Here is a 26734-nt window from a genome sequence, read left to right as displayed (position 1 = left end):
AATGGATATCACTGAGTTACTGGATTTTAGTGTAAAACATAATGCCTCGGATCTACATCTTTCTGCAGGTGTCCCACCAATGGTTCGTATTGATGGGGATGTAAGAAAACTAGGCATTCCAGCGTTTACACACCAAGAAGTGCATCGTTTGGTTTTCGAAATCATGAACGATGCCCAGCGCAGTGAGTTCGAAGAAAAACTCGAAGTCGATTTCTCTTTTGAGTTGCATAACGTTGGCCGTTTCCGTGTCAACGCTTTCAACCAATCTCGCGGTTGTGCGGCAGTATTCCGTACCATTCCAAGTAGCATTCCAACTCTGGAAGAGCTAGAAGCGCCAGAGATCTTCAAAAAAATTGCGAACGCTGAAAAAGGCTTAGTTCTGGTCACTGGCCCAACAGGTTCAGGTAAATCGACGACCTTAGCAGCCATTGTTGACTACATTAACCGTAATCACAACAAGCACGTACTCACAATTGAAGATCCGATTGAATTTGTTCACAACAACAATAAATGTTTGATCAACCAGCGTGAAGTTCACCGTGACACCCATAGTTTCCAAAACGCACTGCGCAGCGCATTGCGTGAAGACCCAGACGTTATTCTAGTCGGTGAGATGCGTGACAAAGAAACCATCAGTCTAGCGCTGACAGCGGCTGAAACCGGTCACTTAGTTTTCGGGACGTTGCATACCAGCTCGGCGGCAAAAACCATTGACCGTATTATCGATGTGTTTCCTGGTAGTGATAAAGATATGGTTCGCTCGATGCTATCTGAGTCTCTTCGTTCGGTTATCGCGCAAAAGCTTCTGAAGCGTAATGGTGGTGGACGTATTGCATGCCATGAAATTATGATGGCAACGCCTGCGATTCGTAACTTGATCCGCGAAGACAAAGTCGCGCAGATGTATTCGATCATTCAAACAGGTGCGGCTCACGGCATGCAAACCATGGAGCAAAATGCTCGTCAGTTAATGGCGCAAGGCATGGTTGCTCGTGAAGAGGTCGATAGTAAGATCGGATTAGAAGTGCAGCAATTCTCGTAACGTTCATACAGATAATGGTGAATACGGAAGATGGATCTAGATAAATTTCTCGAAGGCATGCTGGCGCTGAAAGCGTCGGATCTTTACATCACGGTTGGAGCGCCAATTCTATTTCGTGTGGATGGCGAATTGCGTCCGCAAGGGGAAAAACTTACCGAGAGCGATGTGGCTGCATTACTCGACAGCGCTATGGAACCAGATCGGCGTCAGGAATTTCGTAAAAGTCGCGAGTCGAATTTTGCCATTGTGAGAGATTGTGGTCGCTTCCGTGTGAGTGCCTTTTTTCAACGCGAGTTACCAGGCGCAGTGATTCGTCGTATTGAAACTAATATTCCTACTTTTGAGCAGTTAAAGTTACCGTTAGTGTTGCAAGATTTGGCGATAGCTAAGCGTGGTTTGGTGCTGGTGGTCGGTGCTACTGGTTCGGGTAAATCGACCACTATGGCGGCGATGACAGGCTATCGAAACAGCAATAAAACCGGGCACATTTTGACGGTCGAAGATCCGATCGAGTTCGTGCATGAACACAAGCGCTGTATCGTGACTCAACGTGAAGTTGGGTTAGATACGGAAAGCTATGAAGTTGCGCTTAAAAACTCGCTGCGCCAAGCACCAGATATGATTTTGATTGGTGAGATCCGTAGCCGTGAAACAATGGAATACGCGATGACCTTCGCCGAAACGGGTCACCTGTGTATGGCAACGTTGCACGCCAACAATGCAAACCAAGCTTTAGAGCGCATTCTTCACTTGGTACCGAAAGATCAAAAAGAACAATTCTTGTTCGACTTGTCGATGAATCTGAAAGGCGTGGTTGGTCAGCAGCTGATCCGAGATAAAAATGGGCAGGGACGTCATGGTGTATTTGAGATCTTGCTAAATAGCCCACGTGTGTCGGATTTGATTCGTCGCGGAGATTTACATGAGTTGAAGTCAACCATGGCTCGCTCAAATGAGTTTGGTATGCTGACGTTCGATCAATCTCTTTATAAGTTAGTGATGCAAGGTAAGATCAGCGAAGAGGATGCACTACATAGTGCCGACTCGGCAAATGATCTGCGCTTGATGTTGAAAACGCAGCGTGGTGAAGCATTCTCTACGGGCAGTTTGGCGAACGTTAAGATCGATATGGATTAATCCAATCCAGAAACAAAAAAGGTTGGCAGGAGCCAACCTTTTTTCATTGTGCTTGAAGTGTTTACTCACCCCAAAGGGCTTCAAACCAGCTTTCTAGAATCACCACTGCTGACTGGCAGTCAACATTACCTTTCGATAGGGCTTTGTAGCCGCCCATGCTGAACAACTCCGCACGAGCTTCTGCTGTAGATAAACGCTCATCATGCAGTTCAACTGGCAATCCGTATCGGCCTTGCAGACGCTTAGCAAATTTTCGTGCACGAGGGGTTATGGTCTCAAGGTCTTTACCATGCAGATCGGTCGGTAAACCGACCACTAGCAAATCTGGTTGCCACTCTTTGATTTGCTTTTCGATATCGTCCCAGTTTGGAATACCGTCATTGGCTTTAAAGGCTTTTAATGGGGAAGCTGTACCAGTAATTTCTTGGCCAATAGCGCTACCAATGCTTTTGGTTCCAAAGTCAAAAGCCATAATTGTGCGTGACATAAGGTGTCTCTATCTAATGTAACTGTATATTTGGACTAAGCATGTCCAGAGTCTGCTGAAAGGTGACTTGGGTCGATGCCCAGCTTTTCGACCGCTTTCTTCCAACGCTCGTTGATTGGTGTATTAAAGATAATTTCAGGCGTCGCTTCAATGGTGAGCCAAGAGTTTTCGACCAGCTCACTTTCTAATTGGCCTGCACTCCAACCGGAGTAGCCAAGTGCCACTAAGTAATCACTTGGTTCTGCTTCTGTTCCTAACACCGACAGAATATCACGCGAAGTGGTTACCGCGAGGTCATCGGTCATTTGGACGCTGGACTCGTAGTAATCTTTGGGTTTATGCAAAATAAAACCACGATCTTCCGAGATTGGGCCGCCATTGTAGACTGGTCTATCTAGACTGGCTTCAAATAGGCGCGGGTGTACTGGCTGAACTTCCACCTGCTTGAGCATGTTGCCGACGGTGATATCAACAGGAGCATTGATCATCAGCCCCATAGCGCCGTCTTCGTTGTGCTCACAAACGTAGATCACGCTGTTTTGAAAGTACGGATCTTTCATCCCAGGCATGGCAACCAAAAAGTGATTTGTGAGATTCATACTCATACTGACCCTTAACTCTCGTAAATGCCCTTAAGCAAACATCATACAATTTACATCTAGGTATGTGCATGAGTTTGCTTAAGTTAATGTACTACGCTCTCTATTAACTGTAATACAGTTTGAGTTATTCGCCTTTTACTCGACGCTCAATCGCATCCATCAGCTTGCCTGTGATTGAGATATCAAAAGCTGCTTCAATTTCGCGAATACAGGTTGGGCTGGTGACGTTGATTTCTGTTAGCTTGTCGCCAATTACGTCAAGGCCAACAAAGATAAGGCCTTTTTCTTTCAGTGTCGGGGCAACGGTTTGCGCAATTTTGAGGTCGGTTTCGCTTAGCGGACGAGCTTCACCAGTACCACCAGCGGCTAGGTTGCCGCGCGTTTCGCCTTTAGCAGGAATGCGTGCTAGACAGTAAGGCATAGGTTCGCCATCTACCACTAGGATACGTTTGTCACCGTTGCTGATGTCTGGCACGAAGGTTTGTGCCATTGCGTAGTTTTGACCGTGGTTAGTCAATGTCTCGATGATTACAGAGACGTTTGGATCGTTTTCTTTTACACGGAAGATGGACGCGCCACCCATACCATCAAGCGGTTTCAGGATGACATCACCATGTTTTTCACGAAATTCTTTAATTTTCTCTGCTTTTCGCGTCACGATCGTTGTAGGTGTCAGCTCTGGGAACCATGCTGTAAACAGCTTTTCGTTACAATCACGTAAGCTTTGAGGCTTGTTAACGATCAGTGCACCTTGTTCTTCTGCACGCTCAAGGATGTAAGTCGCGTAGATGTATTCAGTATCAAACGGAGGATCTTTACGCATTAGCACCGCGTCTAGCTCAGACAGTTCGATAGTTTGCTCTGATTTGAACTCGTACCAATCGTTTGGATCTTCTTTTAGTTCTACCACTTTAGTATCTGCAATGGCAACGCCTTGATCGAGATGCAGATCATTCATTTCCATGTAGTGGATTTCATAGCCGCGTCGTTGCGCTTCAAGCATCATGGCAAAGCTAGAGTCTTTTTTGATGTTAATGGACGAGATTGGGTCCATTACGATACCGAGTTTGATCATTATTTTTCTCCGTTTAACCAAGATCGCCGAAACGAACTTGTAAGGCTGTAATTGCTGTCAGAGCCGCTGTTTCGGTACGCAGAACGCGAGGGCCGAGTAGCGTTTCTTCAAATTGGTATTCTCGAGTCATCTCGATTTCTTCAGACGATAAACCGCCTTCAGGACCGATCAGTAGGCGCACTTTTTCAACCGGGGTTGGCAAAGTGTTGATTGAGTATTTAGCACGAGGGTGAAGGTTAAGCTTTAAACCATCGTACTCTTCTTTACACCACTCTTCCAAGCTCATAATTGGACGAATTTCGGGCACGACATTACGCCCACATTGCTCACAGGCACTGATGGCGATTTTCTGCCATTGCGCGAGTTTTTTCTCAAAACGCTTTTGATCAAGCTTGACGCCACAACGTTCAGAAATCAGAGGAGTGATGGTATTGACGCCAAGTTCAACAGACTTTTGGATGGTGAACTCCATCTTATCGCCACGTGAAATGACTTGACCAAGGTGCAGATCTAAAGGGGATTCAATACTGTTTTCTACGCGCTCGGTGATGTTAACCAAAACTGATTTCTTGCTGACTTCACTGATAACCGCTGGGAACTCTGCGCCACTGCCGTCAAAAAGGAGAACGTCTTGGCCTTCTTTCATGCGCAAAACACGACCGATATGGCCTGCTGCGTCGTCACTTAAAGCAAGTGAGCCAAGTTGATGAATGGTTTCTGGATGATAAATTCGAGGGGTACGCATGAGATTTCCAGCAAGAGAATAAACTTAAACCCTAACATGGATGCTTTGCACCGAAAAAACAAGGGGCAAGAAGCGTTTCAATATCAGTAATTGGAACGCTTCGAGGTCGGAGGTTACAGTGCGCGGCAGGCTTCTTGAACAAATGGGTTGTGATTGCCCTGTACTTTTGCAATGCGCTCGTCACGCTCACATTCCCATTTATCGACAGGATAGGTTTTGTTCCAAGCACTCATTAATTGCGTTTGCTGCTTCGACAGTTTGAAACCGTACTCTTTGCTCATGTATAGATAGGTACGAGCAATTGAGCCACGCGCACGGTCTGGTGGCATGACTTTACGCTGCTTAAAGTTCACTTGCATCTCACAGCGACCATAACTCACGCCATCCATACCGTTCCATTGGCTGAAGTTGTAGTTCGAACGGTCACCGTTTACTTCACCAATAGCAGGAGTTAGGTTGTGCAAGTCTGCTTCCATCAAACGAAAAGTTTTGTCTTTTTTCTTACAGTTTTTACGTCCGCCATCTTGCCAGCATTGACGCTGGTGGCCAAATTGCCACGCAGGAACCACATGCTCCCATTCGATTCGTGCAGCCCGTTTTTCTTGTTTACGGACTTGGTAACCGCAAGAGGCTAAATCGGGTGAGCCTTTCTTGCCTTGCCATTGAATGTTACAGCCACAGTAGAAGCTTGTTGGGTGGTCTTGATAAATTTTGACCGCCTCACGTTTGGCTGCAGAGAATGAGCTCGGTGGCGCGGCAATCGCAGTGCTAGAAAGCGCGATAAGCAACAGAGAGAATAAGTATTTCATGATAAAAGTCTTTATAAAGTATGGCTTTATTCATGATAACACGCATAAAATAGCTTTAGTGATGAGTAAGTTAACAATAAGTGGGGAAGGGAAGGTTTTGATCAACTCGATCTTTGTTTTGGGAACGCAGGTAACACTATGAGGTAAGGGCTACGATAATTGAATGCCGGTGAAGTTAAGTGGTTGGCGGCATTTTTGACAAGAGTACGTCGCCTCTTTGCGCAGCACTTTATTATGACGGCGAATCGATAGAGGGTAGGTCATACAACCACAACGATACTCAAAGGTTTTACCTTGAACGGATTTTACTTCAAAGCTGTGAGTGGTTTTGGCTGGTACGTTAAATACGGCTTCCATGACGCCTTTCCATTCTTTACCGTGAGGCCTTACTCGCCCGTAAACCTGATAAGTAATCAGGTGTGCTACTTCATGAGGAATGACTTCATCTAAGAATGCTTGGGTGTTTTCGCGAAATAAAACAGGGTTTAGGCGTACTTGATTTAATTGAAGGTAGGCTTTTCCTGCCGCTTTCCCACGGACGTCGAAGGTGATTGTTGGAATCGGGAAAGAACGTTTGAAAGCTTGTTCCGCCATCGCGATACAGCCCGCCATCACTTGCTTGGCTTTATAGCTGAGTTCTATATCCACAATTCACCTCGATAAATTAAATAAAAAAGCCCCCGCATTTGCGAGGGCCAGATCATAGCATCAGTTAATTATGGTGTGTGTTTTTTCTTGATGGTGGCATGGTAAGCGTGCCATGTACCGTAGCCTAGAATTGGCATGGTAAACAACATTCCGATCCCGTAGGTCGCAAAGCCGACAAGAATACCGCCACAGATGATCGCTGCCCAAACAATCATTGCTGGAATGTTGGATTTCACTGCATTAAAGCTGGTAAATACAGCGGTCATCATGTCTACACGACGCTCCATCATGAGAGGAATAGAAAAGGCTGAAATGCTAAACACCACACAAGCCAAAACAAAGCCAACTAAAGAGCCGATGACAAGGAAGGGTAGGAACTCACTTAAAGGTGCCCCTTGAACAGAAGGGTAGAGTGCATGAAGTAGAGCGGCAATGCGCATCCAAAATATCATACACACTGCGAGTAACACGGCGAACGCCCATTGAGATGTTGAGTTACGACCGATCGCTTTCATTGAATGGAACAAGCTTGCTTTGTGTCCGCGCTCTCTCTCCCAACTGGCATCATACAAGCCCAGCGCGAGAAACGGACCGATTAACATGTAAACAATCAAACTGGGCATGACGACTAAGTGTGTGCCTTGCCACTGTACGAGCAAAACAATGCCTATCGCAGCAGCCATAAAACAGATGCCATAGAAAGCACTAATAAGCGGCATTCGCACGAAATCATGCAGACCTAATGCGAGCCAATGAAAAGGTGCAGAAAGATTGACCGTATTGCACGGTATGGTTCTGGCGTATTCGTTGTCTGGCACTTCCTTTCGTTTGTTGTGGAAGTCCGATGGATTAACAGTTCGAGGCATAACTCCTCCTTGATTTATTCCCACATTATCCGCTTATACCAACTGACAGCGGTTTTTGTTCAGTCAAACTTGAAGCGACTTTTTCAAGTTTACATCTGATCATTGGCTTAGTTTGGTATCGGCCATAAAGATGCCTGACTCATGTCTTTACTTAAGTGTTGCTTCCACAGTCGCCAGCATCCGACGTCTCTATTTAAATTGGAGTTAACAATATTTTAACTATTGGCGGAGATGGGATAATTTACAAATAATTGCTTAAAATTTATTCGGTATAAAAATGAGGGAGAAACAGGACTGCTTTGTGGGGCAGGGCGGTATGAGCCGAAATGGCTGGATAAAAGTTGCTGAAAATAAAAAGCCCCCGCCATAGGCGAGGGCTTGATTGATTCTTGCTTGGCTTGATTATTTGATGCCAGCGAAATCGCGTAGAAGTGCAGCTTTGTCTGTCGCTTCCCACGGGAATTCTTCACGACCGAAGTGACCGTAAGCCGCTGTCTTCTTGTAGATAGGTTGAAGAAGGTTAAGCATTTCTTGTAGACCGTATGGACGTAGGTCGAAGAATTGACGAACCGCTTCAATGATGATGTCGTGAGATACTTTCTCAGTACCGAACGTTTCCACCATGATAGACGTTGGATCAGCAACACCGATTGCGTAAGAAAGTTGGATCTCACAACGGTCAGCCATGCCTGCCGCTACGATGTTTTTCGCTACGTAGCGTGCTGCGTATGCTGCACTACGGTCAACTTTTGATGGATCTTTACCAGAAAACGCACCGCCACCGTGACGAGCTGCGCCGCCGTAGGTATCTACGATGATCTTACGACCAGTTAGGCCACAGTCACCCATAGGACCACCGATTACGAAGCGACCGGTTGGGTTAATGAAGAAGTTTGTTTCTTTGTTGATCCACTCAGAAGGTAGCACTGGCTTAATGATCTCTTCCATTACCGCTTCACGCAGGTCTGAAGTTGAGATTGAGTCACAGTGTTGAGTTGAAAGAACAACCGCGTCGATACCAACGATGTTATCTTGATCGTATTGGAATGTTACCTGAGATTTTGCATCAGGACGCAACCAAGGTAGTGTGCCGTTTTTACGAACTTCTGCTTGCTTTTGAACAAGACGGTGAGAGTAAGTAATTGGCGCTGGCATTAGTACTTCAGTTTCGTTACAAGCGTAACCAAACATGATGCCTTGGTCGCCTGCACCTTGTTCTTTAGGGTCAGCTTTATCAACACCTTGGTTGATATCTGGCGACTGTTTACCGATTGTGTTTAGTACCGCACAAGAATCTGCGTCAAAGCCCATATCTGAATGTACGTAGCCGATTTCACGAACGGTTTCACGAGTTAACTCTTCGATGTCTACCCATGCTGAAGTCGTGATTTCACCACCCACCATTACCATACCGGTTTTAACGTAAGTCTCACATGCAACACGAGCCTTTGGATCTTGCTCTAGAATCGCGTCAAGAACCGCATCAGAAATCTGGTCTGCAATTTTATCTGGATGACCTTCTGATACTGACTCAGAAGTAAACAGGTGCTTAGCCATGTTAGCTCCACTATATCTGGTTTAAAACTGGGGAATGATAAACTCTCCAGCGCAAATTAATACTAATTTTTGTAGGTGTATCTACATCTAGACGTCTATTCTAAATTTGATTGCTCGAATTACAAGCTCTTTTTTGGTTTTTGTTATAACCAAACGTTTGCCTGATTTATTGATAATTTTAAGAACTTCGAACGATTTGGCGCGAAAGGTGCAATATTTGTGAGGTTTTGGACTGGAAAACGTTTGCACACCCAACAGGGCTTTGAGAGAATTATGACCTACTTTTCGTTTCGCTTAATGTACTCAGGAGCAGACATGTCGTCTCGTAAACATCTTGCCAATGCAATTCGTGCTCTAAGCATGGATGGTGTTCAACAAGCTAACTCAGGCCACCCAGGCGCACCAATGGGTATGGCTGATATCGCTGAAGTTCTTTGGCGCTCTCACCTAAACCATAACCCTTCAAACCCAGAGTGGGCCGACCGCGATCGCTTTGTGCTGTCAAACGGTCATGGGTCAATGCTTATTTACTCTCTACTGCACTTAAGCGGTTACGAGCTATCTATTGACGATCTGAAAAACTTCCGTCAATTGCACTCAAAAACCCCAGGTCACCCAGAGTACGGCTACGCGCCTGGTATCGAGACAACAACGGGTCCTCTAGGTCAAGGCATCACTAACGCTGTTGGTATGGCGATCGCAGAGAAAGCACTAGCGGCACAGTTCAACAAAGAAGGTCACGATATCGTTGACCACTTTACGTATGTGTTCATGGGTGACGGCTGTCTAATGGAAGGCATCTCGCATGAAGCATGCTCTCTTGCAGGTACTCTTGGTCTAGGCAAGCTGATTGCATTCTGGGATGACAACGGCATCTCTATCGACGGTCACGTTGAAGGTTGGTTCTCTGACGATACACCTAAGCGTTTTGAAGCGTACGGCTGGCATGTAATCCCAGCAGTCGATGGTCACGACTCAGACGCGATCAACGCAGCAATTGAAGCAGCAAAAGCGGACCCACGTCCTACGCTTATCTGTACCAAAACAATTATCGGTTTCGGTTCTCCTAACAAGTCTGGTTCGCACGACTGTCACGGTGCACCACTAGGTCACGATGAAATCCAAGCGGCTCGCGAATACCTAGGTTGGGAGTACGGCCCATTTGAGATCCCGGCAGATGTTTACGCTGAGTGGGATGCAAAAGAAGCGGGCGCCGCGAAAGAAGCAGCTTGGAATGAAAAATTCGAAGCATACGCTGCAGCTTACCCTGCTGAAGCGGCAGAGCTTAAACGTCGTCTAAACGGCGAACTTCCTGCACAATGGGAAGAAAAAGCGAACCAAATCATTGCCGATCTTCAAGCAAACCCAGCGAACATTGCATCACGTAAAGCATCGCAAAATGCACTAGAAGCGTTTGGTCAAATGCTTCCTGAGTTTATGGGTGGTTCTGCTGACCTAGCGCCTTCTAACCTGACCATGTGGTCTGGTTCTAAGTCTCTAGAAACGGAGGACTTCTCTGGCAACTACATCCACTACGGTGTACGCGAATTCGGTATGACTGCTATCATCAACGGTATCGCATTGCACGGTGGTTTCGTTCCTTACGGCGCAACATTCCTAATGTTCATGGAATACGCTCGTAACGCAATGCGTATGGCTGCGCTGATGAAAATTCAGAACATCCAAGTTTACACGCATGATTCGATCGGTCTTGGCGAAGATGGCCCAACTCACCAACCTGTTGAGCAAATGGCGTCTCTACGTGTAACTCCAAACATGAGCACATGGCGCCCATGTGACCAAGTTGAGTCTGCAGTTGCATGGAAACTAGCGATTGAACGTAAAGATGCACCAACTGCACTTATCTTCTCTCGTCAAAACCTAGCGCAACAAGAGCGTACTGCTGAACAAGTCGCAGACATCGCGAAAGGTGCTTACATCCTGAAAGATAGCGAAGGTAAGCCTGAGCTAATCCTTATCGCAACAGGTTCTGAGGTTGAGCTTGCAGTGAAAGCCGCTGAGCAACTAACTTCAGAAGGCAAGAAAGTACGCGTTGTTTCAATGCCATCAACAGACGCATTCGACAAACAAGACGCTGCTTACCGTGAATCTGTACTGCCATCAGACGTAACGGCACGTATCGCTATTGAAGCGGGCATTGCGGATTTCTGGTACAAGTACGTAGGCTTCGACGGTCGCATCATCGGTATGACAACATTCGGTGAATCTGCACCTGCTGGTCAGCTATTCGAGATGTTTGGCTTCACGACTGAAAACGTAGTGAACACAGCAAAAGAATTGCTAGCGTAATTGCAGGACCGTCTAAACAGTCGAACGTAAACGACGATTGTTAAACGCTAAAGTTAGAAAGGCCATCATTATGATGGCCTTTTTATTTTTGTCAGGTTTTCCAACCTTGTGGAATGCTTTGGTGAATGCAGTCTAAAAGTACGGATAAGCGCAGTGGTGGTCGTCCTGCTGGTGTATAGCAGTTAATGGAAATAGGCTCAGAAAGCCAACCTTCTAAGCAAGGTGTGATTCGCCCTGGGTGATGTTTCTCATAGCCGCATGCTGTCCAAGTCGGCAGCAGTCCAATACCATGACCATTCGCGATACTGTCTATTTGCATTGCTATGTTGTCGCTGTATAAGCGACTAACAAAGGGCTCTAAAAAGAACTCACCGTGTTGAGGGTGTGCTAGCATCAATCCATTTTCTTGCACTGAACCAAAATCGATCCATGGATGTGCTTCAAGTTCTTTGGGGTGCGGTATAGGCCCATGTTGTTTTAGATAATTTGGAGAGGCAAAAGGCGTATAGCGAAATACCCCCAGCACTTCTTTTCGCCAGTCTAGCTCTTTACGTTCACCGAGCCAGATGAACAAATCTGGGTCATGATGCGCCTCAGAAAAGTCACTGGTAAGTTGAACTCTAACATCGGGATTATCAGCAAGAAAACGATTGAGTACGCCGCCGAGCCAGCTTCTAACTAAGGCAGTGTGACAAACAATATGCAGTGGCCCTGAAACTTGGTTCGTTAAACCTTGAAGTGCATCATAACTCTCTTCACTTAACTCAAGAATCTGGCGGCTGTAGTGGGCAAAGATTTCTCCAGCTCTTGTCAGAACTAATCGATTACCTTGTCTGGCGGTTAGAGCCTGACCGAAGTCTTCTTCTAATTGTGCCAAGCGACGACTTAGCGTTGATTTTGGCTGATTAAGGGCTTTAGCAGCGGCTGTCAAACTTTTATGCTGATTGAGCGCATCAAAGGCTCTAATTGATGCTAAGTCGTGCATATTTCTTTTACTCCTTACTGCGTTATGTACGAGTTCCATAAATGGAAAGAACCGTTCCATAACTCTCACTATGCATCTCATTCTATTTGTGAATAATTCACTTTCGAAAATAATAATCATTATCAATTATGGAGATGTAGATGTCTACTCTTAGACTGCCAGTTATTACCGCAACTGGTATTTTAGCCTTCGTCAGTGTCCCTCATGTTTTTGCCAATGATGCAGTTTCTAAAATGGAAACAGTGGTTGTAACTGCATCAAGTTATGAGCAATCTCAAGCGGACGCGCCTGCAAGTATTAGTGTGATTTCACGTGAGGAGTTGGACTCTCGTTATTACCGCGATGTGACTGATGCACTAAAAAGTGTGCCAGGTGTCGTCGTGACAGGTGGTGGTGATACCACCGACATTAGTATCCGTGGTATGGGTTCTAAATACACTTTGATACTGGTCGACGGTAAACGTCAAAGCACGCGTGAAACTCGTCCAAATAGTGACGGTCCTGGTATCGAACAAGGTTGGTTACCTCCTCTTCAAGCGATTGAGCGAATCGAAGTTATTCGTGGCCCAATGTCGACGCTTTACGGTTCTGATGCGATTGGTGGTGTGATTAACGTCATCACACGAAAAGATGCGCTAGAGTGGACGGGTAATGTTCAACTGGGCACGGTAATACAAGAGAATAGCCGCTCAGGTGGAGAGCAGAGCGCGAATTTTTTCGTTAATGGTCCGTTGGCTGAAAATTTATCTCTCCAAGTATATGGTCAGTACACAACCAGAGAAGAAGATGACATCGAATACGGTTATGAAGATAAAGATATGCAGAGTATCTCTTCAAAGCTGACTTACCAGATTAATGAGCGCCACTCGGTGCAATTAGAAGGTGGCACCTCGGCACAAAGTCGTCGTGGTAATGTGGGCCTTTCAGTGCCGACCACTGGGTGTCGTGGTGGGTGTGAAGATTCACTGAATGAATATCGTCGTAATTACGTAACGGTAAGCCACAACGGTGATTGGGATTCGGTGGGAATTTCAGATACTTACTTACAGCGAGAAGAGAGCGAGAACAAATCTCGTGAGATGACGATCACCAACACCACGTTCAAATCGAGCTTGGTGACTGGTATTGGAAACCATACGTTGACGACGGGTGTGGACGCTACTCATGCAGAGCTTGAGGATTTCACCTCCAACAAAGCGTCATCGAAGACTGAAACATCGAATACGCAGTGGGCTGTTTTCATTGAAGATGAATGGAGAATTGCTGATCCGTTTAGCGTTACGCTTGGCGGCCGTCTAGATCATGACGAAAACTATGGCGCGCACTTTAGTCCGCGTGTCTATGGTGTATGGCGAGTTGACCCGTCTTGGACTGTGAAAGGCGGTGTGGCAACAGGTTTCCGTTCTCCGCAATTACGTGAAATTACTCCTGGTTGGGCGCAAGTCAGTGGCGGCGGTAATATCTACGGTAACCCAGACCTTGACCCTGAAACGTCGCTAAACAAAGAAATCAGTGTCTTGTATCAAGGTGACTCTGGTTTAGATGTCTCTTTGACTGCGTTCCATAATGAGTTCAAAGACAAGATCACACGTGTTGTTTGTCCAGATACCATCTGTACAGATGGACCAAACCAATGGGGTGCAGATCCAACGTACCGCATTAACGTGGACGAAGCGGTCACACAAGGTATTGAAGCGACCTTAGCATCGCCATTAACGGAAACCATTTACCTCAGCTCGAGCTACACATTTACCGACTCAGAGCAAAAAACAGGTGAATACAAAGGCATGCCGCTGCAGCAGTTACCAAAGCATCTGTTTAATGTGGATGTGACTTGGCAAACGACAACAGATCTAGAGAGCTGGGCGAAAGTCACGTACCGAGGTAAAGAAATGGATCCGGTTACTGGCCCATCAAGAAACAGTATCGTAGAGCCAGCTTATACCTTTGTGGACGCCGGTGTGACATACCAGTTAACCGACAATACTCGTATTAAAGGCGCTATCTATAACTTGCTGGACGAGGAAATCAGTTACGAAGAATACGGATATATTGAAGATGGTCGTCGCTACTGGTTAGGTTTAGACGTCGCATTTTAATTATCTATCGTTGTAATAAGGTCGAGCATAGTCTCGACCTTTTTTTAATCCTGCTTTACTTTGATTCAACAGGTGCGTTTGTCAGCCTGATCAGGTAGTATCTGTGACACGAAATTTTTGGTAGGGCGAAGGATAAATGCTAAAGGTTGCGATCAATGGATTTGGACGTATAGGTCGTAATGTTCTGCGAGCGGTGTATGAAAGCGGAAAACACCAGCAGATCAAGGTTGTGGCGGTAAACGAACTAGCACAGCCAGAGGCGATGGCACACCTACTGCAATATGACACCAGTCATGGTCGCTTTGGTAAAAAAATTTCCCATGACCAAGAACATTTGCATGTTCATCATGACAGCGGTGAATATGATTCCATTCGCATTCTCCATCTCTCCGAAATCGAATTACTTCCTTGGCGTGATTTAGAAGTTGATATTGTCTTGGATTGCACTGGCGTATTTGGTTCGCAAGCGGATGGGCAAGCGCATATAGAAGCAGGCGCGAAGAAAGTACTGTTTTCGCACCCGGGCGCAAACGACCTAGATAATACGATTATCTATGGCGTGAACCACGAAACTCTGAAAGACGAGCACCGTGTTGTCTCCAATGGCTCTTGCACCACCAACTGTATCGTTCCCATCATTAAAGTACTAGACGAAGCCTTCGGCATAGAGTCTGGCACCATTACCACAATTCATTCGTCCATGAACGATCAACAAGTAATTGATGCGTATCATAACGACTTACGCCGTACCCGTGCTGCAAGCCAATCTATTATTCCGGTGGACACTAAGTTGCATAAGGGGATTGAAAGGATCTTCCCGAAATTTTCCAACAAATTCGAAGCAATTTCTGTTCGTGTTCCAACGGTTAACGTCACTGCAATGGATTTAAGTGTCACAATTAGTACAAATGTGAAAGTTAATGACGTAAATCAAACCATTGTTAACGCATCTCAGTGTACATTACGTAACATTGTTGACTATACTGAATCGCCACTCGTTTCCATCGACTTTAACCACGACCCCCATAGTGCGATTGTGGATGGAAGCCAGACTAGAGTGAGTAACGGGCAACTCGTAAAAATGCTCGTTTGGTGCGACAACGAATGGGGCTTTGCTAACCGGATGCTGGATACTGCCTTAGCAATGCAAGCTTCTTCGCAAGTGGAACAGTAATGACGAAGAAGTGATGGAGAATTTTTATTTCAAGCCTTGAAATAAATCCATAATATCTCCATATCTATAACCAGTTTGAAGAATTAACAGGCTTGGCAGGGTTGCCGAGTTTTCAAAAACTTTAATTATTAAATATTTGAGAGGACACATCATGTCTGTAATCAAGATGACTGACCTGGATCTTGCAGGTAAACGTGTATTTATCCGTGCTGACCTAAACGTGCCAGTAAAAGACGGTAAAGTAACTTCGGATGCACGTATCATCGCATCTCTTCCAACTATTAAGCACTGCCTAGAAGCAGGCGCTAAAGTAATGGTTACGTCTCACCTAGGTCGCCCAACTGAAGGTGAATACGCTGAAGAGTTCTCTCTACAACCAGTTGTTAACTACCTAAACGACGCACTAGATTGCGAAGTGAAGCTAGCAAAAGACTACCTAGATGGCCTAGAGCTAAATGCGGGTGAACTTGTTGTTCTTGAAAACGTTCGCTTCAACAAAGGCGAAAAGAAAAACGACGAAGAGCTATCTAAGAAATATGCAGCACTATGTGACGTATTCGTAATGGACGCATTCGGTACGGCTCACCGTGCTCAAGCATCTACTCACGGCGTTGGCATGCACGCAGACGTAGCATGTGCTGGTCCTCTACTAGCAAACGAACTAGAAGCGCTAGGCAAAGCAATGGACAAGCCTGCTCGTCCAATGGTTGCTATCGTAGGTGGTTCAAAAGTTTCTACTAAGCTAACTGTTCTTGAGTCTCTATCTAAAATCGCTGACCAACTCGTTGTTGGTGGTGGTATTGCTAACACATTCATCGCAGCTGCTGGCCACAACGTTGGTAAGTCTCTATACGAAGCAGACCTAGTTGAAACAGCTAAGAAGCTAATGGACGAGTGTGCAATTCCAGTAGCAACTGACGTTGCATGTGCGAAAGCATTTGACGAGAACGCAGAAGCTGAAATCAAGCACGTTTCTGAAGTACAAGACGACGACATGATCTTCGACCTTGGTCCAGATTCAACTGCTGAACTAGCTGAAATCCTTAAAAACGCTAAGACTATCCTATGGAACGGTCCAGTAGGCGTATTCGAATTCAAGAACTTCGAAGCAGGTACTAAAGGTATCTCTGAAGCTATCGCAGCTTCTGAAGGCTTCTCTGTTGCTGGTGGTGGTGACACGCTAGCGGCTATCGACAAGTTCGGTATCAAAGCGGATGTATCTTACATCTCTACTGGCGGCGGCGCTTTCCTTGAGTTCGTAGAAGGTAAAGTTCTTCCAGCAGTAGAAATGCTAGAAGCACGCGCTAAGTAATTAAAGCAAAGCGGGGGAGTGATTCTCCCGCTTTCTTGTTTGCTGCAACGTGTGAGGAACTCTGCTAGAATAGCCTCAGTTGTGAGCAAACGTTTGCAAGATTTTCAACTTAACAAGTTTTGTTTAAAAACGACAGATAAATAGGATTACATCCATGTCTAAGATCTTCGACTTCGTAAAACCAGGTGTTATCTCTGGCGATGACGTTCAGAAAGTATTTGAAGTTGCAAAAGAAAACAGCTTTGCACTTCCAGCAGTAAACTGTGTGGGTACTGACTCTGTAAACGCAGTACTTGAAGCAGCTGCAAAAGTTAAAGCTCCAGTTATCGTTCAGTTCTCTAACGGTGGCGCTGCTTTCTTTGCTGGTAAAGGTCTAAAACTTGAAGGTCAAGAAGCTCAAATCCTAGGTGCTGTTGCTGGTGCGAAATACGTTCACGCTGTAGCTGAAGCTTACGGTGTTCCAGTAATCCTACACACTGACCACGCAGCTAAGAAACTACTTCCTTGGATCGACGGTCTACTAGACGCTGGTGAAGAGTACTTCGCGCAAACTGGTAAGCCACTATTCTCTTCTCACATGATCGACCTTTCTGAAGAGTCTCTAGAAGAGAACATCGAAATTTCTGCTAAGTACCTAGAGCGCATGGCTAAAATGAACATGACTCTAGAAATCGAACTAGGTTGTACTGGTGGTGAAGAAGACGGTGTTGACAACTCTGATATGGATGCGTCTGAACTATACACTTCTCCAGAAGACGTTGCATACGCATACGAGAAACTAAGCGCAATCAGCCACCGTTTCACTATCGCAGCATCTTTCGGTAACGTACACGGCGTATACAAGCCAGGTAACGTTGTACTAACTCCAACTATCCTACGTGATTCTCAAGCGCACGTTTCTGAGAAATTCGGTCTTCCAGCGAACTCTCTAAACTTCGTATTCCACGGCGGTTCAGGTTCTTCTCTAGAAGAAATCCGTGAATCTATCGGCTACGGTGTGATCAAAATGAACATCGATACTGATACACAGTGGGCTACTTGGGATGGTATCCGTAAGTTCGAAGCTGAAAACCACGATTACCTACAAGGTCAGATCGGTAACCCAACTGGTGAAGATGCACCAAACAAGAAGTACTACGATCCACGCGTATGGCTACGTGCAGGCCAAGCTTCAATGGTTACTCGTCTAGAGCAAGCATTTGCTGACCTTAACGCAGTTGACGTACTATAATCGTTACTGATTAAGTTACTTAAAAACCCGCTCTTTGAGCGGGTTTTTTTATATCTATCATTTTCTTCCCTTCTGCTTTCTCCCGATATTTTTATGCGTTAGGTTGTATTTGCTAGTGAGATATCTCACCTTTAACGTTTTTTTTAAAGAAAACATGGGAATATCAGTCTTAAGAGTGGCGAAATCAGAGTGCATTGCGTAACCTGTAACAAGTCAGTGTCAGAAAGCTCTGATAAAGTCTTGTTTTGCATATCTTTGCGAAACTCTGACTTTGAAAAAAGTCAGAGTTGGGATATTGTGCCAAAAATCTGACACTGTTCAGTGGAGCAATAGGGATGTTGTTTTAGAAAAGAGCCTTTAAAAAACAAGGTTCATAAATTAACGGCAATTGGATTTATATCTCTTTATTTTGAGGATAAGAATTATGGCAGGTGAATCGGTGGGTATCGATACCACTTTAACGGATGGTCTAACTCAGGCTGAAACTTGGCTGACAAACAATTCAGATCTACTGGTTCAGTACGGTGTGAACATTATCTCTGCGGTGCTTATTCTGTTTATCGGTAATCTTATCGTTAAGGCAGTCGCTGGTAGTGTTTCTAAAGTACTAGAAAAGAAAAACATGGATAAGGCCGTCGTTGAATTTATTCACGGTCTTGTTCGTTACTTGCTATTTGTAATCGTGCTAATCGCGGCTCTTGGTCGATTAGGAGTTCAAACCGCTTCTGTTGTTGCTGTGATTGGTGCGGCAGGTCTTGCTGTTGGTCTTGCACTACAAGGTTCACTATCAAACTTTGCAGCAGGCGTACTTATTGTTGCGTTCCGTCCATTCAAATCAGGCGACTACGTAGAAATCGGTGGTGTAGCGGGTAGTGTTGAAGCAATTCAAATCTTCCAAACAGTTCTAAAAACACCAGACAACAAAATGGTTGTTGTGCCTAACTCTTCAGTTATCGGCGGTGCCATTACTAACTACTCTCGCCATGCGACACGACGTGTCGACCTAGTGATTGGTGTTTCATACAAAGCAGACCTTAAACTAACGAAGAAAGTGATTCGTGAGACGCTAGAGAAAGATCCACGTATCTTGAAAGACCCAGATATCACAATTGGTGTACTTACGTTAGCAGACTCTTCAGTTAACTTTGTGGTTCGTCCATGGGTGAAAACTGCAGATTACTGGGGCGTATACTTTGATGCAATGCAAGGTATTAAAGAAGCATTGGATGAAAATGGTATCGAGATTCCATTCCCACAAATGGATGTTCACCTGAACAAAGTCGACGCTTAATCAAAAGCAGTCGATATTCGAAAGCGAGGCCAATAGGCCTCGCTTTTTTATATTTCGTAAAGGGTGTGATGACCAGCAAGTAAGAGGCGTTTTAGATGTTTACCTGCAAATCCAAATGTGAACTCAGGTAAGCCAGGCGTATAGAGCAACTCTTGATGTTGATAGAGATTGGTATCAACAATGATAGTGATGTATTCCGGTAAGCCTATTGGGCAAACCGCGCCGGGTACGCAACCTAACACTTCGACCATTTCATCGTCATTACAAATAGAGGGACGTTTACCTGTAATCGCTTTAATCTGCTTGGCATCGAGGCGCGAGTCCTTATCTGTCAGATAAACCGCGTAACCTTGTCCTTTGAGTGTTAAAAAGAGGCTTTTGGTATGCGTACCCGTCCAACCAAGCTCTCTCGCAATGCGTATATCTGTCTCAAAGTCTAAGATGGCTTCGTGCTGCCATTCCCGAAAAGGAATAGAGAGCGCGTTGAATCGCTCTCTATTGTTGTTATAAATACGTTTTAGTGACTCCATGTCTTTGCTGCCTTACTACCTGGTGATTACCAATACTTATCAATAAGCTCACTCGCTAAGATATACGCTATTGTGAACATCATCATTGCGATTGCAATGTCGATGGTTTTTTTCACTTTTGGTTGAGAGAGTGTTGGACCTAGTTTGGCTGCTCCTATCGATAAAGTGTAGAACCAAACAAAGGAAGCCATAATCGTACCTAGTGCAAAAGCAATGCGATCATGGCCTTCAAATTGTCCACCGATCGAACCTAGAATAACGACTGTATCTAAATATAAGTGCGGATTAAGCACAGTGACAGCTAACGCACCTAGAATAACTGTTCGACGACCTCGAGCTACGATCTCCCCTTTTGATTCCGATTCACTCTCTGGCTTAAAAGCACTTTTTAGCGAGAGCAGTCCATAGAAGCTCAAGAAAGCAATACCACCAAGTGTCACCGACGTCAGTAAGATTTCATTTTGAGACAGAATTGCACCACCACCAAAGATACCTAGAGAGATGAAAATCATATCTAGCACGCTACAAATAGTGGCGGTTGTTAGGTGGTGGTTACGCTTTATGCCTTGATTCAAAACATACGCATTTTGCGCGCCGATCGGAATGATCATTGATGCTCCTAAACCAAAACCTTGCAATAGAACCCACAAGCTCACACTTCACCTCACTTCAAAATAACAAATACATTTACAGAAAAGGGAAAGATAAAGCGTTTATCTAAATAAGTATAATTAATGATTTTAATCTTACATTAGATAGACTAATTTAACGGGAGGCGTTTGATCAAGAGTGAGAGGAAAGGTATGCGAGGGTTAGATTACAAATGGATTGAGGCATTAGACGCTATAGTTTATCAGGGTAGCTTTGAGCGTGCTGCCGAGCATTTATTTGTTTCTCAATCCGCCATTTCTCAACGTATCAAGCAGTTAGAGAAGTTTCTCGCGCAGCCTGTTTTAATTCGAAGCCAGCCACCTAAGCCAACGCCAATTGGTAAAAAATTGTTGGGTCTTTATCGGCGAGTACGCTTGCTAGAGCATGAAATTCTCCCCGAACTAAAAAATGATACCAGTACGCGACCTGTGCAACTCTCTTTAGCGACTAATGCAGATAGCCTTGCAACATGGCTACTGCCAGCGCTGCAAAATGTTATGAAGCAGCGTCAAGTTGAACTAAAACTGACTATCTATGGTGAATACCGCTCTATTGAAAAACTCAAAAGTGGCGAAGTGACAGGAGCGATCAGCTTGGAGTCCCAGCCAATCCCCGGATGCAGAGCAGACTATTTAGGTCGCATCGATTATGTTTGTGTCGCGAGCCCAGAGTTCTATCAGCGTTATTTTTCTAAAGGCGTAAATAATCAGACATTGGCAAAAGCACCGGCCGTTTCATATGACCAATATGATGATCTACATAAAACATTTCTTACCGAGCACTTTAACGTCAATCCTGACAGCGTTATTCATCACAACATCAGTAGTTCTGAAGCGTTTCTAAAAGTGGCGTTAGCTGGTGTAGCTTATTGCTTGATCCCCCGCTTGCAAATTACCGACGAATTAGACAGAGGTGTGTTGGTTGATGTGACTCCAGGTTTTTTAATGTCCCATCGGATTTATTGGCACCACTGGCAGTTAGAAACTGGGGTACTACAAGAAATCTCACATGCGATAGTGGGGTATGCGCAGCAGCATCTACCTCAATAAGTTCGTCAGAGCTGCATATCGTTAACTTAAGTGCGTTTTGTTTAAAAATTACGCCAATGTTACATAGTCAAAGTTGTGTTAGAAGTCACTATGGGTGCTTGGATAATCGGCGGAAGTTTCTATTATGAAACCACACGCTTTCTCAGCCATGATAGTGATGTTGGAATCTGAGATTAAGTACTTAATTTTGTATGGATGGATTTATTGAATGAAATTGTATTCATTTTTGCTGGCTTCAGCACTCAGCCTTACCAGTGCTTCAGTTTTGGCGAATACGCCAGAGTTTGCTCATGTTACGACAACGGGGTATGGCGAAGTGACGGCCACACCTGATATGGCTACGTTTTCTGTAAAAGTAGTCGATACGACAATGACGGCCGAACAAGCGAAATTGTCCGTAGATAAAACCGTTGAAGAGTTTCTAAAAAGCTTATCGGATGCCGGCTTGTCAAAAGACAATATTACTAGCTCGAATTTATACCTTGCTCCTCAGTACCATTACCCTAAATCAGGAAAAGCAGAACTTGTTGGGTATCGAGCATCTCGCAGTATTGATGTCACGGTGACGGATCTGAAAAACCTTAACCAATACCTAGATATGGCGTTAGAAGCGGGAATTAATCAGGTTGATAATATTCAACTTAAGGTAAGCAACCAAGCCAAGTATCAGCAAAAGGCACGAATGGCTGCGATTAAGGACGCAAGAGAAAAAGCAGGGTCATTAGCGACTGGTTTTGAGAAAAAGTTGGGCGATGTATGGCAGATCAATTACAGACAGATGCACGTTCAGCCTGTGTTAATGCGTTCAATGGCGATGGATAGTAAAGAAGGAGCGAATAGCTACCAAGATTCAACCATGATCATTCGCGATCAAGTCGATGTCATTTATAAGCTAAAGTAAGGCTTAGCAAACAGTAAAAAGCAAAAGGCAGGGAGTTACAACCCCTGCCTTTGTCATTTCTATTTCACAGTTTAATGCAGGATACGAGCACGGATTGTGCCTTCAATGTTTTTGAGCTTTGTTAGAGCTTCTTCTGCTCGTTCAGTTTCAACGTCGATCACTACGTAGCCTATTTCAGCGGCTGTTTGTAGGTACTGCGCGGCAATGTTAATGCCTTCTTCAGCAAAGATGGTGTTGATCTGAGTTAGAATACCAGGACGGTTCTTATGGATATGAAGCAGACGAGAGCACTCACCACTGTGTTCTGGCAATGACACTTCAGGGAAGTTTACGCTTGAAAGTGTCGAGCCGTTATCAGAGTACTTAGCCAGTTTGCCCGCCACTTCTAAGCCGATATTCTCTTGTGCTTCTTGCGTTGAACCACCAACGTGTGGAGTGAGAATGACGTTATCGAATTTTTGTAAAGGAGACTCGAACGGGTCAGCATTTGTTTTTGGTTCAGTTGGGAATACATCAATTGCAGCGCCGGCAAGGTGACCAGCTTCTAAGCTATGGCAAAGTGCAGGAATATCCACAACGGTGCCACGTGCCGCGTTGATAAAGATGGAACCTGGTTTCATTCGAGCAAATTCAGCTTCACCCATCATGTTTTTCGTTTCCGGTGTTTCGGGAACGTGCAAAGAAATCACATCACATTTGTTCAATAGTTCACTCATGGTATGTACTTGCGTCGCATTACCAAGGGACAGTTTGTTCTCAATATCGTAGTAGTAAACGCGCATACCTAAGTTTTCGGCAATAATACCAAGCTGCGTACCAATGTGACCGTATCCGATAATGCCAAGGCACTTACCACGAGCTTCGTAAGAGTTGTCTGCACTTTTCTTCCAAATACCGCGATGTGCAAGAGCATTCTTTTCAGGAATACCACGCACTAGTAAAAGGATTTGCCCAAGTACAAGCTCTGCCACGCTTCGAGTGTTAGAGAATGGTGCATTAAAGACAGGAATACCGCGTTTTGCTGCTGCGTCTAGGTTTACTTGGTTAGTGCCAATACAAAAACAGCCAATTGCAACCAGCTTGTTCGCCGCATTGATTACCTCTTCGGATAGGTTCGTACGGGAGCGGATACCAATGAAGTGCACGTCTTTTACCGCTTCAATTAGTTCTTCTTCCGGAAGGGAACCTTTATGGTATTCAATGTTGGTATAACCAGCTGCTTGAAGAACTTCAACTGAAGAAGGGTGGAGTCCCTCTAACAAGAGGATCTTAATCTTTTCTTTTTCCAGTGAAACTTTGGCCATTTTTTCTCGTCCTTAAAATGGAAAGGTGGGCTAATGTGGCGCACATTGGGCAAAACTATTAAAAAGGGGATAATTAACAGTTTTGTAGGAAGACAAACGTTTCCCTGTGCGTCTTCTGTTCAATAAAGTAACAAAAAAAAATTGCTTTGGGTAAGAAAATTACGGAATAAGAGATAATTTTCTTATAGAAAGGAATAAAAAACGGTGCCTTTCAGCACCGTATGTAATGAAATAACAGAAAAGTGAACCAGATAGGTTCATTTTTGGCTGTTATTTACTCTTCAATTTTTGCACCTTCTGGTGTGCCAGTGATCACTACGTCTGCACCACGATGAGCGAAAAGACCCACAGTCACCACACCAGCGATGCCGTTTATTTTGTCTTCCATTTCTTTCGGGTTGGTAATTTGCATATTGTGCACATCCAGAATCACGTTGCCGTTGTCAGTCACAACGCCTTCACGGTAAGCTGGATCACCACCTAGTTTTACCAATTCACGAGCCACGTAAGAGCGTGCCATTGGGATTACTTCAACAGGCAATGGGAACTGGCCAAGTACGTCAACTGCTTTAGTGCCGTCAACGATACATACGAACTTATCAGAGATTGCTGCGACAATTTTCTCACGAGTCAGAGCCGCGCCGCCGCCTTTGATCATTTCACGTGCTGGGTTGATCTCATCTGCGCCATCAACATACACATCCAGCTTCATTACATCGTTGCACTCGTATACTTCAATACCAAGCTCTTTAAGGCGCTCAGTTGAAGCGACAGAGCTAGACACTGCACCTTTAATATCATCTTTGATAGTGCCTAGTGCATCGATGAAGTGATTCACGGTAGAGCCAGTACCAACACCGACAATGCTGCCTTTCTCAACATATTTTAGTGCTGCCCAACCAGCCGCTTTTTTCATTTCATCTTGAGTCATGCCAATCTCCTGAATAGATGTTCGTTAACGTTTGCGGGCGTGATTATAGCGGCTTACTTGTCACTTTCCCATTGCCATATTTGGCTTGGGGTCACGATCTTAGGTAATGGAATATCCCAGCTTTCAATTGGTAAGCGTTCTACATGTTGGCAGTCATGAGCGATACCGACAGGTTTAGCACCCTCTCCAGTTATAAACCAACGTGACAGAGTACGATCGTAGTACCCTCCGCCCATGCCTAAGCGGTGTCCGATACTGTCGAACCCAACTAAAGGCGTGCAGATTAAATCAAGCTGGCGAACGGGTTTGAGGTGTCTGATATCGAGCTTGGGCTCTAAGATGCCGTACTTGTTGTAGACGAGCTGTTCATCACTTATATACTGAAGAAACAGTAACTGACCTTTAGAAAAGGGATGGATGACGGGCAGATAAACCGATTTTCCCTGTTGCCATAACCATTCAATGAGCGGTTTAGTATCAAGCTCACCGTCTGCAGAAAGGTAGATGGCAATATGTTGCGCCTGCTCGATTTCAGGAAGTTGGGAAAATTGAGTAATAAGGTCGATTCCCGCTTGGTATTGTGTATCACTGCACAGAGCGTTGCGCTTTTCACGAATCAGTTTGCGGAAGTCTTGTCGAGAGAGGTCTGACATAGAGAGAATACCCCAGGGTGCCGTTGAGGATTGTGGCCCTTGAACCAGCTGGTTCAAGGCGGATCAGCAATGACAACCGTAGGCTTCTCGGTGCATGCCGAGCTTGCTCAATAGTTACCAAATACTAACCCTTAGGTATTGCTTATCGGCTCAGGGACTTAAATCCTGCTGACGCACACCCCAGGGTAAATTTTGTATTTACTGCTGTCCTTGCGTAACTTTGCTTAGTGCGTTCTCTAAAGACGCGGTGAGCTTTTCCATTCGCTCAGTAATTTCTTGCTGTTGACCATTGGATTCGTATGACTTGGTGTGCAACTCATAGCAAATATTCAATGCAGCAAAGGTCAGCAGTTGGATTTCATTGGTTACCTTAGTACGTTCGCTCATTTCTTTCAATCGGCGATCCAGATCTTTTGCCGCTGCAACAAGAGACTCTTCTTGTCCTGTCGGACAATTCACTCGTGTAAGTTTGCCTAATATTTCAACGTCGATCGCTTGATTGCTCATGATGAATAAACTCTATATTCGCGCTATCTAAGGTGTTGCTTCATACAACTACCGAGGAGCAAACTATAGGAAAACCGCTATTAAGATTCAAGCATTTCCCATCACAGAAAGAGAAATGATGACGAGATCACACAGGAATTGGGCAAATTGAACAAATGCTGTTCAAAATTGAATTTGATAGCCGTTTCAGACCACTAACCTTGATGGTAGGATATACCAATACATTATTACGCAAGAATGAGCCAAGTTATGAGTGAAATCACCCTTCCTGAATACCAATCTATTGCTGCTGAACTGCAATCGGCAAGCCTGGCTGTGACACCGGCGGAGTTACATGGCTTATTTGTTGGCATGTTAAGTGGTGGATTGGCGATCAATGATCAAACTTGGCAGCCGATTCTTTTTGACTACACCAATGATGGGATGGGGTGGCCCTCGACAGCACTCACATTTGCTCAGAGCATATTCAACGTTACTGTTAATGAGCTTACTGGCACATCAATGGAGCTGTCTTTACTATTGCCAGATGAGCCGGGCGAAGAAGGCTTATTCGCATTAGCCGACAGTGTGTCCGACTTTGTAAACCACTTTATTTCTGGGCTAGGTCTAGCAGGCGTTGCGCTTAATAAAGCATCTGATGACGCTAAAGAAGCACTGGCTGACTTAGAAGAGATTGCCAAATTAGGCATCGATGAAGATGACGATCTTGGTGAACAAGCGCAATTGCTAGAGCAAGTGATTGAGCACATCAAAGCTTGCGTACTAACGATTCATGCTGAATTTGGTGTTCGTCCTGAAAGCAGCGACAAAAAACCTACTATTCACTAATCGTAGACCG

At 44.9% G+C, this 26734-nt stretch carries 26 protein-coding genes and 1 other RNA gene; 11 read left to right on the top strand and 16 right to left on the bottom strand.

The genetic code is table 11. From position 1 onward, the window contains the following. Nucleotide 1: 1 nt before the first annotated feature. Together R7Z41_RS14565 and R7Z41_RS14560 are read left to right on the top strand one after the other, a co-directional pair. Complete coding sequence (locus R7Z41_RS14565; RefSeq protein WP_005381015.1) at nucleotides 2-1042, top strand: type IV pilus twitching motility protein PilT; 1041 nt, start codon at nucleotides 2-4, stop codon at nucleotides 1040-1042. A gap of 30 nt (nucleotides 1043-1072) precedes the next feature. Next, complete coding sequence (locus R7Z41_RS14560; protein ID WP_005381016.1) at nucleotides 1073-2179, top strand: PilT/PilU family type 4a pilus ATPase; 1107 nt, start codon at nucleotides 1073-1075, stop codon at nucleotides 2177-2179. A gap of 61 nt (nucleotides 2180-2240) precedes the next feature. Here R7Z41_RS14560 and ruvX read toward each other — a convergent pair whose 3' ends face one another. The 8 genes from ruvX to metK form a co-directional block, all read right to left on the bottom strand. Further along, complete coding sequence (gene ruvX, locus R7Z41_RS14555) at nucleotides 2241-2666, bottom strand: Holliday junction resolvase RuvX (RefSeq protein WP_005381017.1); 426 nt, start codon at nucleotides 2664-2666, stop codon at nucleotides 2241-2243. 35 nt (nucleotides 2667-2701) lie between these two features. Further along, the gene (locus R7Z41_RS14550) at nucleotides 2702-3265 is read right to left on the bottom strand and encodes a YqgE/AlgH family protein (RefSeq protein WP_005381020.1); all 564 of its coding nucleotides are present in this window, start codon (nucleotides 3263-3265) and stop codon (nucleotides 2702-2704) included. Between the two features lie 127 nt (nucleotides 3266-3392). After that, a complete protein-coding gene (gshB, locus tag R7Z41_RS14545; protein ID WP_086047045.1) occupies nucleotides 3393-4343 on the bottom strand; it encodes a glutathione synthase in 951 nt (316 codons plus the stop codon). A 13-nt stretch (nucleotides 4344-4356) separates the two neighbouring features. Further along, nucleotides 4357-5088, bottom strand: a complete 732-nt coding sequence (rsmE, locus tag R7Z41_RS14540) for a 16S rRNA (uracil(1498)-N(3))-methyltransferase (RefSeq protein WP_025768830.1) — start codon at nucleotides 5086-5088, stop codon at nucleotides 4357-4359. Nucleotides 5089-5201: 113 nt separating this feature from the next. After that, nucleotides 5202-5897: a deoxyribonuclease I gene (gene endA, locus R7Z41_RS14535; RefSeq protein WP_017635582.1), complete on the bottom strand. Its 696-nt coding sequence runs from the start codon at nucleotides 5895-5897 to the stop codon at nucleotides 5202-5204. Between the two features lie 150 nt (nucleotides 5898-6047). After that, complete coding sequence (locus R7Z41_RS14530) at nucleotides 6048-6545, bottom strand: SprT family zinc-dependent metalloprotease (protein WP_005381025.1); 498 nt, start codon at nucleotides 6543-6545, stop codon at nucleotides 6048-6050. A gap of 68 nt (nucleotides 6546-6613) precedes the next feature. Further along, nucleotides 6614-7411, bottom strand: coding sequence for a DUF2189 domain-containing protein (locus tag R7Z41_RS14525; protein ID WP_213915265.1), 798 nt, complete (start codon nucleotides 7409-7411; stop codon nucleotides 6614-6616). A 402-nt stretch (nucleotides 7412-7813) separates the two neighbouring features. Further along, nucleotides 7814-8968, bottom strand: coding sequence for a methionine adenosyltransferase (gene metK, locus R7Z41_RS14520; RefSeq protein ID WP_318136374.1), 1155 nt, complete (start codon nucleotides 8966-8968; stop codon nucleotides 7814-7816). Nucleotides 8969-9283: 315 nt separating this feature from the next. Between metK and tkt the strand changes: the two genes are divergently transcribed. Beyond that, nucleotides 9284-11278 (top strand): transketolase, encoded by a 1995-nt coding sequence (tkt, locus tag R7Z41_RS14515; RefSeq protein WP_005381028.1) that lies wholly within the window; start codon nucleotides 9284-9286, stop codon nucleotides 11276-11278. Nucleotides 11279-11369: 91 nt separating this feature from the next. Here the strand turns inward: tkt and R7Z41_RS14510 are convergent, their stop codons facing one another. Beyond that, entirely contained in the window at nucleotides 11370-12263 is an 894-nt protein-coding gene (locus R7Z41_RS14510) for a LysR family transcriptional regulator (RefSeq protein WP_017633561.1), read from the bottom strand. Nucleotides 12264-12403: 140 nt separating this feature from the next. Between R7Z41_RS14510 and R7Z41_RS14505 the strand changes: the two genes are divergently transcribed. The 5 genes from R7Z41_RS14505 (at nucleotide 12404) to mscS (ending at nucleotide 19370) form a co-directional block, all read left to right on the top strand. Then, complete coding sequence (locus R7Z41_RS14505; RefSeq protein WP_017633560.1) at nucleotides 12404-14362, top strand: ligand-gated channel protein; 1959 nt, start codon at nucleotides 12404-12406, stop codon at nucleotides 14360-14362. Between the two features lie 136 nt (nucleotides 14363-14498). Next, the gene (gene epd, locus R7Z41_RS14500) at nucleotides 14499-15536 is read left to right on the top strand and encodes an erythrose-4-phosphate dehydrogenase (RefSeq protein WP_005384545.1); all 1038 of its coding nucleotides are present in this window, start codon (nucleotides 14499-14501) and stop codon (nucleotides 15534-15536) included. A gap of 151 nt (nucleotides 15537-15687) precedes the next feature. Continuing rightward, complete coding sequence (locus tag R7Z41_RS14495; RefSeq protein ID WP_005384547.1) at nucleotides 15688-16848, top strand: phosphoglycerate kinase; 1161 nt, start codon at nucleotides 15688-15690, stop codon at nucleotides 16846-16848. Between the two features lie 154 nt (nucleotides 16849-17002). Continuing rightward, the gene (gene fbaA / locus R7Z41_RS14490) at nucleotides 17003-18079 is read left to right on the top strand and encodes a class II fructose-bisphosphate aldolase (RefSeq protein ID WP_005380996.1); all 1077 of its coding nucleotides are present in this window, start codon (nucleotides 17003-17005) and stop codon (nucleotides 18077-18079) included. Nucleotides 18080-18503: 424 nt separating this feature from the next. After that, nucleotides 18504-19370, top strand: a complete 867-nt coding sequence (mscS, locus tag R7Z41_RS14485; protein WP_005384548.1) for a small-conductance mechanosensitive channel MscS — start codon at nucleotides 18504-18506, stop codon at nucleotides 19368-19370. 47 nt (nucleotides 19371-19417) lie between these two features. Here the strand turns inward: mscS and R7Z41_RS14480 are convergent, their stop codons facing one another. Next, nucleotides 19418-19900 (bottom strand): YbaK/EbsC family protein, encoded by a 483-nt coding sequence (locus R7Z41_RS14480; protein ID WP_005380994.1) that lies wholly within the window; start codon nucleotides 19898-19900, stop codon nucleotides 19418-19420. A gap of 26 nt (nucleotides 19901-19926) precedes the next feature. Next, nucleotides 19927-20556 carry a LysE/ArgO family amino acid transporter gene (locus R7Z41_RS14475; protein WP_031780897.1) on the bottom strand — a complete coding sequence of 210 codons (630 nt, stop codon included), beginning with the start codon at nucleotides 20554-20556 and terminating at the stop codon, nucleotides 19927-19929. 147 nt (nucleotides 20557-20703) lie between these two features. Between R7Z41_RS14475 and R7Z41_RS14470 the strand changes: the two genes are divergently transcribed. Both R7Z41_RS14470 and R7Z41_RS14465 read left to right on the top strand, forming a co-directional pair. Continuing rightward, nucleotides 20704-21600: a LysR family transcriptional regulator ArgP gene (locus R7Z41_RS14470; RefSeq protein WP_005380990.1), complete on the top strand. Its 897-nt coding sequence runs from the start codon at nucleotides 20704-20706 to the stop codon at nucleotides 21598-21600. Between the two features lie 208 nt (nucleotides 21601-21808). After that, nucleotides 21809-22501 carry an oxidative stress defense protein gene (locus tag R7Z41_RS14465; RefSeq protein ID WP_176311160.1) on the top strand — a complete coding sequence of 231 codons (693 nt, stop codon included), beginning with the start codon at nucleotides 21809-21811 and terminating at the stop codon, nucleotides 22499-22501. 71 nt (nucleotides 22502-22572) lie between these two features. Here R7Z41_RS14465 and serA read toward each other — a convergent pair whose 3' ends face one another. The 5 genes from serA to R7Z41_RS14440 all read right to left on the bottom strand — a co-directional run bounded on the left by serA (nucleotide 22573) and on the right by R7Z41_RS14440 (nucleotide 25896). Beyond that, nucleotides 22573-23805 carry a phosphoglycerate dehydrogenase gene (serA, locus tag R7Z41_RS14460; RefSeq protein ID WP_017821632.1) on the bottom strand — a complete coding sequence of 411 codons (1233 nt, stop codon included), beginning with the start codon at nucleotides 23803-23805 and terminating at the stop codon, nucleotides 22573-22575. Nucleotides 23806-24079: 274 nt separating this feature from the next. Next, nucleotides 24080-24736 (bottom strand): ribose-5-phosphate isomerase RpiA, encoded by a 657-nt coding sequence (gene rpiA / locus R7Z41_RS14455; protein WP_005380982.1) that lies wholly within the window; start codon nucleotides 24734-24736, stop codon nucleotides 24080-24082. Nucleotides 24737-24789: 53 nt separating this feature from the next. Then, a complete protein-coding gene (locus tag R7Z41_RS14450; RefSeq protein WP_025768838.1) occupies nucleotides 24790-25389 on the bottom strand; it encodes a 5-formyltetrahydrofolate cyclo-ligase in 600 nt (199 codons plus the stop codon). A gap of 5 nt (nucleotides 25390-25394) precedes the next feature. Then, nucleotides 25395-25579, bottom strand: a non-coding RNA gene (gene ssrS, locus R7Z41_RS14445) — 6S RNA. 8 nt (nucleotides 25580-25587) lie between these two features. Further along, nucleotides 25588-25896 (bottom strand): cell division protein ZapA, encoded by a 309-nt coding sequence (locus R7Z41_RS14440; protein ID WP_005384553.1) that lies wholly within the window; start codon nucleotides 25894-25896, stop codon nucleotides 25588-25590. A 249-nt stretch (nucleotides 25897-26145) separates the two neighbouring features. On the opposite strand from R7Z41_RS14440, the gene R7Z41_RS14435 reads away from it, so the two are divergent. Further along, nucleotides 26146-26724 carry a YecA family protein gene (locus R7Z41_RS14435; protein ID WP_005380976.1) on the top strand — a complete coding sequence of 193 codons (579 nt, stop codon included), beginning with the start codon at nucleotides 26146-26148 and terminating at the stop codon, nucleotides 26722-26724. Nucleotides 26725-26734 lie beyond the last annotated feature (10 nt).

The sequence above is a fragment of the Vibrio sp. 1457 genome, from assembly GCF_033340195.1.
Lineage (GTDB): Bacteria > Pseudomonadota > Gammaproteobacteria > Enterobacterales > Vibrionaceae > Vibrio > Vibrio alginolyticus.
Note: the sequence above shows the minus strand (reverse complement) of the source record. Positions and strands in the feature narration are given on the sequence as shown.

Bases quoted from the DNA above. Each gene is read 5' to 3' on its own strand.
- R7Z41_RS14565 (WP_005381015.1), top strand. From the start codon at position 2: ATGGATATCACTGAGTTACTGGATTTTAGTGTAAAACATAATGCCTCG.
- R7Z41_RS14560 (WP_005381016.1), top strand. From the start codon at position 1,073: ATGGATCTAGATAAATTTCTCGAAGGCATGCTGGCGCTGAAAGCGTCG.
- ruvX (WP_005381017.1), bottom strand. From the start codon at position 2,666: ATGTCACGCACAATTATGGCTTTTGACTTTGGAACCAAAAGCATTGGT.
- R7Z41_RS14550 (WP_005381020.1), bottom strand. From the start codon at position 3,265: ATGAATCTCACAAATCACTTTTTGGTTGCCATGCCTGGGATGAAAGAT.
- gshB (WP_086047045.1), bottom strand. From the start codon at position 4,343: ATGATCAAACTCGGTATCGTAATGGACCCAATCTCGTCCATTAACATC.
- rsmE (WP_025768830.1), bottom strand. From the start codon at position 5,088: ATGCGTACCCCTCGAATTTATCATCCAGAAACCATTCATCAACTTGGC.
- endA (WP_017635582.1), bottom strand. From the start codon at position 5,897: ATGAAATACTTATTCTCTCTGTTGCTTATCGCGCTTTCTAGCACTGCG.
- R7Z41_RS14525 (WP_213915265.1), bottom strand. From the start codon at position 7,411: ATGCCTCGAACTGTTAATCCATCGGACTTCCACAACAAACGAAAGGAA.
- metK (WP_318136374.1), bottom strand. From the start codon at position 8,968: ATGGCTAAGCACCTGTTTACTTCTGAGTCAGTATCAGAAGGTCATCCA.
- tkt (WP_005381028.1), top strand. From the start codon at position 9,284: ATGTCGTCTCGTAAACATCTTGCCAATGCAATTCGTGCTCTAAGCATG.
- R7Z41_RS14510 (WP_017633561.1), bottom strand. From the start codon at position 12,263: ATGCACGACTTAGCATCAATTAGAGCCTTTGATGCGCTCAATCAGCAT.
- R7Z41_RS14505 (WP_017633560.1), top strand. From the start codon at position 12,404: ATGTCTACTCTTAGACTGCCAGTTATTACCGCAACTGGTATTTTAGCC.
- epd (WP_005384545.1), top strand. From the start codon at position 14,499: ATGCTAAAGGTTGCGATCAATGGATTTGGACGTATAGGTCGTAATGTT.
- R7Z41_RS14495 (WP_005384547.1), top strand. From the start codon at position 15,688: ATGTCTGTAATCAAGATGACTGACCTGGATCTTGCAGGTAAACGTGTA.
- fbaA (WP_005380996.1), top strand. From the start codon at position 17,003: ATGTCTAAGATCTTCGACTTCGTAAAACCAGGTGTTATCTCTGGCGAT.
- mscS (WP_005384548.1), top strand. From the start codon at position 18,504: ATGGCAGGTGAATCGGTGGGTATCGATACCACTTTAACGGATGGTCTA.
- R7Z41_RS14480 (WP_005380994.1), bottom strand. From the start codon at position 19,900: ATGGAGTCACTAAAACGTATTTATAACAACAATAGAGAGCGATTCAAC.
- R7Z41_RS14470 (WP_005380990.1), top strand. From the start codon at position 20,704: ATGCGAGGGTTAGATTACAAATGGATTGAGGCATTAGACGCTATAGTT.
- R7Z41_RS14465 (WP_176311160.1), top strand. From the start codon at position 21,809: ATGAAATTGTATTCATTTTTGCTGGCTTCAGCACTCAGCCTTACCAGT.
- serA (WP_017821632.1), bottom strand. From the start codon at position 23,805: ATGGCCAAAGTTTCACTGGAAAAAGAAAAGATTAAGATCCTCTTGTTA.
- rpiA (WP_005380982.1), bottom strand. From the start codon at position 24,736: ATGACTCAAGATGAAATGAAAAAAGCGGCTGGTTGGGCAGCACTAAAA.
- R7Z41_RS14450 (WP_025768838.1), bottom strand. From the start codon at position 25,389: ATGTCAGACCTCTCTCGACAAGACTTCCGCAAACTGATTCGTGAAAAG.
- R7Z41_RS14440 (WP_005384553.1), bottom strand. From the start codon at position 25,896: ATGAGCAATCAAGCGATCGACGTTGAAATATTAGGCAAACTTACACGA.
- R7Z41_RS14435 (WP_005380976.1), top strand. From the start codon at position 26,146: ATGAGTGAAATCACCCTTCCTGAATACCAATCTATTGCTGCTGAACTG.